Genomic DNA, 6,489 nt, shown 5'->3' with positions numbered 1-6,489 from the left:
CGGTCAGACGGGCGCGCCGCCGGTCAGCCGACGGACGTGAGGGCTCCGCGCGACATCCACTCGCCGGAGCGGCCGAGGCCGGCGGCGAGGTCGGCCGGCACGGTGTCCGGGATCGCCAGGCCCTCGGCGACGGCGACGCGGTCGCTCACCTCGCGCAGCACGAGGGACAGGGGCAGGTCGAGGGCGTCGCAGATGGAGCCCAGGAGCTCCGACGAGGCCTCCTTCTGGCCCCGCTCGACCTCGCTGAGGTAGCCCAGGGACACCCGGGCGGCCGACGAGACCTCGCGCAGGGTGCGACCCTGCAGCTGACGCGCACCACGCAGGACGTCGCCGATCTCACGTCGCAGCACCACCATCGGTCGACCTCCCTCCGCACGTCCCGGCGGCCGGTTGCCCGGCGCCGTCCCGATCCCCGGCCGGCCAGTCCGACCCGAGGAAGCCCTACCGTACCCCGCAGGGCCGACAGGATGGCGCTTCTGACGCGGCACCGTCCCGTCTCTGCTCACGCATCGTCCAACGCATCGGATGTGTGACCTGTTCCCGTCGACCGGGTGAGGTTCACCCGCGCGCAGCACGCCCGAGCGTGCGTACTCAGCGCTCCGTCGCGAGGTCGTCACCCGCTCGGCGCAACGCGAGGGCGAGCACCGCACGCACCGCCGCCGCGCGGATCCCGGCGCGCCCGACGGACGGGTCGACGTCGAGCGTGCGCACCTCGCCGCCCCACGGACCCTGCACGGCCACGTGCACGGTGCCCGGCCGGTGGCCGTCCTGGGGGTCTGGCCCGGCGACGCCGGTGGTCGCGAGGCCGTAGTCCGCCCCGAGCCGGCCGCGCACCCCGTCGGCCATCGCCGCCGCGACGTCCGGGTGGACGGCGCCGTGCCGTGCGAGCAGCTCCGCCGGCACGTCGAGGAGTGTCGCCTTGAGGTCGGAGGCGTACGCCACGACCGCCCCGCGCAGGCTGGCCGAGGCCCCGGGGACCGCGACGAGCGCATCGGCCACCGCGCCGCCCGTGAGCGACTCCGCCACGGCGAGGGTGCGGCCGGCCGCACCGAGCAGCGCCAGCAGCGCAGCCGCGTCCCGGGCGCCGTCCGGCACGGCGTCCCGCGGACTGCCCTGCGCGCCGTCGCGCGCGCCGTCGTCGTCCGGCGGACCGCTCCACGGCTCGCCCGCGGGAGCACCCGGGCCCGCGGCAGCGCCCGTCACGGCGCCTGCTTGCGCACTGCCCAGCCCGTGCGGAGGTAGTCGACACCGGTGACGACCGTCAGCGCGACCGCGGCGAGCAGGACGACCCACGCGACGACCGTCAGGAACGGCCACAGCGTGTCGAGCGGCGCGACGAACATGCCGATCGCGACCGACTGCAGGACGGTCTTGAGCTTGCCGCCCCGTGAGGCGGGGATGACGACGTAGCGCAGGACGGCGAAGCGCATCGCCGTGATGCCCAGCTCGCGGACGAGGATGACGATCGTCACCCACCACGGCAGGTCGCCGAGCACCGACAGCCCGACGAGCGTGGAGCCGATGAGCGCCTTGTCTGCGATCGGGTCGACGAGCTTGCCCCAGTCGGTGACCTGGTTCATCCGGCGCGCGAGGTACCCGTCGAGGCGGTCCGTCGCGGCGGCCAGCGTGAAGAGCACGACGGCGACCCAGCGCCAGCCCCCCGTGCCCTGGTCGGCGAGCAGGGCGAGGACGACGAGCGGCACCAGCGCCACCCTGGCCATCGTGACGAGGTTGGCGGCGGTCCAGACCGACGTCGTTGGGGTGCCCACGGCCCCACCCTAGGTGCCGTGGCGGGTCGACGGGACCCGACCCGGCTGCCGGGCCCGCGCGGGTATCGTCAGGGGGTGACCCGCCACGCCCGTCCCCGACCGGCACCGTCGCGCGGGGCCCGTGCGGCCCGTGCGGCGGTCGGCGCGCTGGTCCTCGTGGTCGCGGCCACCGGTGGCGCCCTGGCCATCGGTCTGGGCGACAGCGTGCTCGGCTCCGACGGGGCTCGGGAGGACACGGCCCTCGGCACGCCGTCGGCCACCCCGAGCGACCCGGCGGTCGCACCGACCCCCACCCCCACGCCGACACCGACCCCTGCGCCCGACGCGGTGTTCACGCTGGTCGCCGCCGGGGACGTGCTGCTGCACCAGCCCGTCTTCGAGGCGGCGCGGACCGCGGACGGCTACGACTTCACGCCGCAGCTCACGGCGATCCAGCCCTGGGTGGCCGGCGCGGACCTGGCCCTGTGCCACCTCGAGGTCCCCGTCGCCCCCGCGGGCACCAACCCGTCCGGCTACCCGATGTTCGGCTCTCCGCAGCAGATCGCGGGCGCGCTCTCGGCGACCGGCTGGGACGGCTGCTCGACGGCCTCCAACCACTCGCTGGACCGCGGCGCCGCGGGGGTCACCACGACCCTCGACGCGCTGGACGCCGCTGACCTCGGCCATGTCGGCACCGCGCGCAGCGCCGAGGAGGCCGCCGCCCCCGAGGTCTACCGGCTCGAGCGCGCGGGGCAGAGCATCCAGGTGGCGCACCTCGCGGCGACCTACGGCACCAACGGGCTGCCCATCCCCAGCGGCGCCCCGTGGACCGTCAACCTCATCGACACGGCGACGCTCGTCGCCCAGGCCACGGCCGCCAGGGCGGCCGGTGCGGACGTCGTCGTCGTGAGCATCCACTGCTGCGTCGAGTACGTCTCCGACCCCACGGACCAGCAGGTCCAGGTGGCGGCGGAGCTCGCGGCCTCGGGCGTCGTCGACCTCGTCATCGGGCACCACGCCCACGTCCCGCAGCCCGTCGTCGAGCTGCCCGGCGGGCCGCGCGGGGAGGGGATGTGGGTGGCCTACGGCCTGGGCAACTTCATCTCCAACCAGGGCGCGCACTGCTGCGTGGCGAGCTCCGACTCCGGGCTGCTCATGCTCGCCACGTTCACCAAGCCCGCCGACGGTCCGGTGAGCGTCACCGGCATGGCCTGGACCGCGGTCACCGTGGACCGCGGCGGCGGCTACGTGGTCGAGCCGCTGTCCGCGCTCGTGGCGGCCGGGCAGGGCGCCGGGTCGATGAGCGCCGGCGAGCTCGTCACCCGCAGGGACCGGGTCACGGCCGTGGTGGGTGCCGCGCCGCCGGAGCTCACCGCTCCGCCGACGGCGACCGGACCGGCACCGCTGCTGCGCCCCCTCACCCTGCCCTGAAGACCCACGTCCCTGCCGGAGACCCGGCGTCCTGCCCTGAGCCTCAGACCTCGGTGACCGGCTGTGGCTGGGCCGCACCGAACAGCCAGCCCTGACCGAGCTGCCACCCGAAGCCGCGCAGCGTCGCGGCCTGCTCGGAGGTCTCGATCCCCTCGGCAACGGTGAGCATCTGCATCTCGCGCGCCAGGGCGCCGAGGCCCCGGCTGACGCGCACGGCGGCCGGGTCCTCCGGGATGCCCGCGGTGAAGGACATGTCGAGCTTCACCCCGGAGACCGGCAGGTCGCGCAGGTACGACAACGGCGAGACGCCGGTGCCGAAGGCGTCGATGAGCACGGCGACACCCGCGTCGTGCAGCTGGGCCAGGTCCGCCCGGGTGCGCGACCCCACGTCCAGGTTGGTCTCGGTCAGCTCGACGAGCAGACGCGCCGGGTCCACCCGGTGGCGCGCCAGCTCGGCCTTGACCCGCGCGACGAGCTCGCCGTCACCGAGCTGGTCGGCCGAGACGTTCACCGACACCCAGCCCCCGTGGGCCGCCGTGCGCGACAGGTGGGCGACGGCCTGCTGGACGACCGTGACCCCCAGGCTCACCCCGAGCCCGCCCTCCTGGGCCGTGGCGAGGAACTCGCCGGGCAGGAGCAGCCCGCGCGTCGGGTGGTCCCAGCGGGCGAGGGCCTCGTGGCCCCGGACCGCGCCCGAGGTCAGGTCGACCATGGGCTGGTAGTGCAGCACGATCTCACCGTGCTCGATCGCGCGCGAGAGCTCGGCGAGGGCGCCGTGCCGCGACTCCGCCGAGCCGGCCATCGCGGGGTGGTAGACGTCGGTGCGTCCGCGGCCGGCGGCCTTGGCGCGGTAGAGCGCGGTGTCGGCCGCCGCGAGGACGCCCATCGGCCCGTCGAGGAGCAGTGCGTCGTCGACCACCGCGATGCCGATGCTCGCGCGCACGGGGAAGCGGCGCCGCTGGGTGCGCACGGGGTTCTGCAGCCCGTGGTGGATGCCCGAGGCGATCTCGAAGGCGGCCCGGCCGGCGTCCGGGTCCTGGACGACGACGACGAACTCGTCCCCGCCGAGCCGCGCCGCCAGCCCGCGCCCGCCGCACGCGGCCCGCAGCACCCCGGCGACGTGCACGAGCACCTCGTCGCCTGCCGGGTGGCCGTAGCGGTCGTTGGTCGCCTTGAAGTCGTCGAGGTCGATGACCAGGACGGCGACGCGCTCCGCGGCCCCGGGTTGCTCGAGCGCCTGGCCGAGGGCCTCCTGCATGAGGGTCCGGTTGGCCAGCCCGGTCAGCGGGTCGTGCGCGGCACGGTGGGCGAGGATCTCCGACTGCATGCGGGACTCGGTGCTGTCGCGCACCTGGGCGACGAAGTGGTCCGGCTCGCCGGCCGGGGTGCGGACCAGCGCGGCGTCGAGCACCGTCCAGATGGTCTGCCCGTCGACCCGCAGGTAGCGCTTCTCGAGCGTGAACGAGCTGTCCTCCCCGGAGAGCACGCGCTGCACGTTGGCGCGCTCGGCGGCGCGGTCCTGCGGGTGCGACAGCGTCGACAGGTCGCGCCCGACGAGGGCGGCCGGCTCGGTGCCCAGCATCCGCGCGAAGGCCGTGTTGACCTCGACGAGCCGCCACTGCCGGTCCGCCAGCACCATGCCGATGGGGGCGTTCTCCATGGCCAGCCGGAACTGGGCCTCGGAGCGCGTCAGTGCGGCCCGGATCTCCCGCGGCCCGGTGACGTCGGCGAGGGTCGTGAGGAGCTCGACGGCGCCGTCCGCACCCTGCACCTGCCGGGTGCTCGTCTGGAGCCAGCGCACCGGGGCGCCGCTGCGTGGCGCGGCACCGACGACGAACGGCGTGGGCTCGACGGCGTCCCCCGGTGCGTAGCCGGTCCCGGACGGCGTGCGGGGCGCGAACACGGCGCCGACGGCGACGGGTTGGCCTTGCTCCGAGACCCACTGCACGGGCAGGTCGGCGACGAGCGTCCCGATGGCAGCGGCGCGCGGCAGGTCCAGGGCCCGCGCCGCGGCCTCGTTGAGCTCGACCACCTTGCCGGCGGGGGTGTGCAGCACCACGCCGTCCCGCGCGGCGGCGAGGACACCGGCGAGCCGGCGGTCCAGGTGCGCGACCCGCTCGGCCTGGGCCACCGCCGCGCGACCCGACCGCGCGCGCCAGACGACGAGCAGGACGACCAGGACGAGGGCGAGCAGGAGCGCTGCCGCGGCGAGGAGCGCGGCAGCGCTCAGTCCCGAGGTGCCCATCGCTCACCCGTGTCCCAGTCGTCGTCGTCCGCCGTGTCCTGGTCGAAGACCGGGTCTGCCGGGTCCCCGCGGAGCATCGCCAAGGTGGCGGGCAGGTCGTCCGGCGTGACGAGCACGTCGCGGGCCTTCGAGCCCTCGGACGGGCCGACGATCTCGCGCGACTCCAGGAGGTCCATCAGCCGCCCGGCCTTCGCGAACCCCACGCGCAGCTTGCGCTGGAGCATCGACGTCGAGCCGAACTGCGTGGTCACCACCAGCTCCGCGGCCTGGAGCAGCAGGTCGAGGTCGTCCCCGATGTCCTCGTCGACCTGCTTCTTGGTCGCGGCGACGACGATGTCCGCGCGATAGCTGGGCTTGAGCTGGGACTTCACGTGCGCCACGACGGCGTGGATCTCGCTCTCGGTGACCCACGCCCCCTGGACGCGCATCGGCTTGGCAGCGCCCATGGGCAGGAACAGCGCGTCGCCCTGCCCGATGAGCTTCTCCGCCCCCGGCTGGTCGAGCACCACGCGCGAGTCCGTCAGCGACGAGGTGGCGAAGGCCAGCCGCGAGGGCACGTTCGCCTTGATGAGTCCGGTGACGACGTCGACGCTGGGCCGCTGGGTGGCGAGCACGAGGTGGATGCCGGCAGCGCGGGCGAGCTGCGTGATCCGCTGGATCGACGCCTCGACGTCCCTCGGCGCGACCATCATGAGGTCCGCGAGCTCGTCGACGATGACGAGCAGGTACGGGTAGGGCGCGATGACCCGCTCGCTGCCCGGCAGGGGCGTGACCCGGCCGGCCCGCACGCCGGCGTTGAAGTCGTCGATGTGCTTGTAGCCGAACATCGCCAGGTCGTCGTAGCGCTGCTCCATCTCCCGCACCACCCACTCCAGGGCCTCCGCGGCCTTCTTGGGGTTGGTGATGATGGGGGTGATGAGGTGCGGGATGCCCTCGTAGAGGGTCAGCTCGACGCGCTTGGGGTCGACGAGGACCATCCGGACCTCGTCCGGGGTCGCGCGCATGAGCAGCGAGGTGATCATCGAGTTGACGAAGCTCGACTTGCCCGCGCCGGTGGCGCCGGCG

The 6,489-nt window shown here is 74.9% G+C and carries 6 protein-coding genes; 1 reads left to right on the top strand and 5 read right to left on the bottom strand.

From position 1 onward, the window contains the following. Positions 1-23: 23 nt before the first annotated feature. From PKY62_RS09310 to pgsA, 3 genes are all read right to left on the bottom strand, one after another. Positions 24-356, bottom strand: a complete 333-nt coding sequence (locus PKY62_RS09310) for a helix-turn-helix domain-containing protein (RefSeq protein WP_324536432.1) — start codon at positions 354-356, stop codon at positions 24-26. 235 nt (positions 357-591) lie between these two features. Further along, a complete protein-coding gene (locus PKY62_RS09305) occupies positions 592-1,095 on the bottom strand; it encodes a CinA family protein (protein WP_324536437.1) in 504 nt (167 codons plus the stop codon). 104 nt (positions 1,096-1,199) lie between these two features. Beyond that, positions 1,200-1,769, bottom strand: coding sequence for a CDP-diacylglycerol--glycerol-3-phosphate 3-phosphatidyltransferase (gene pgsA / locus PKY62_RS09300; protein WP_324536431.1), 570 nt, complete (start codon positions 1,767-1,769; stop codon positions 1,200-1,202). A gap of 75 nt (positions 1,770-1,844) precedes the next feature. Here pgsA and PKY62_RS09295 point away from each other — a divergent pair, with 75 nt between their 5' ends. Beyond that, positions 1,845-3,179 carry a CapA family protein gene (locus PKY62_RS09295; RefSeq protein WP_324536430.1) on the top strand — a complete coding sequence of 445 codons (1,335 nt, stop codon included), beginning with the start codon at positions 1,845-1,847 and terminating at the stop codon, positions 3,177-3,179. A 43-nt stretch (positions 3,180-3,222) separates the two neighbouring features. Here PKY62_RS09295 and PKY62_RS09290 read toward each other — a convergent pair whose 3' ends face one another. Continuing rightward, positions 3,223-5,424 (bottom strand): sensor domain-containing protein, encoded by a 2,202-nt coding sequence (locus tag PKY62_RS09290; protein WP_324536429.1) that lies wholly within the window; start codon positions 5,422-5,424, stop codon positions 3,223-3,225. Next, the coding region (locus PKY62_RS09285) for a DNA translocase FtsK (protein WP_324536428.1) at positions 5,406-6,489 on the bottom strand (1,084 nt) is incomplete at its 5' end. The genes PKY62_RS09290 and PKY62_RS09285, both read right to left, overlap by 19 nt.

The organism is Actinotalea sp. (genome assembly GCF_035443605.1).
Lineage (GTDB): Bacteria > Actinomycetota > Actinomycetes > Actinomycetales > Cellulomonadaceae > Actinotalea.
Note: the sequence above shows the minus strand (reverse complement) of the source record. Positions and strands in the feature narration are given on the sequence as shown.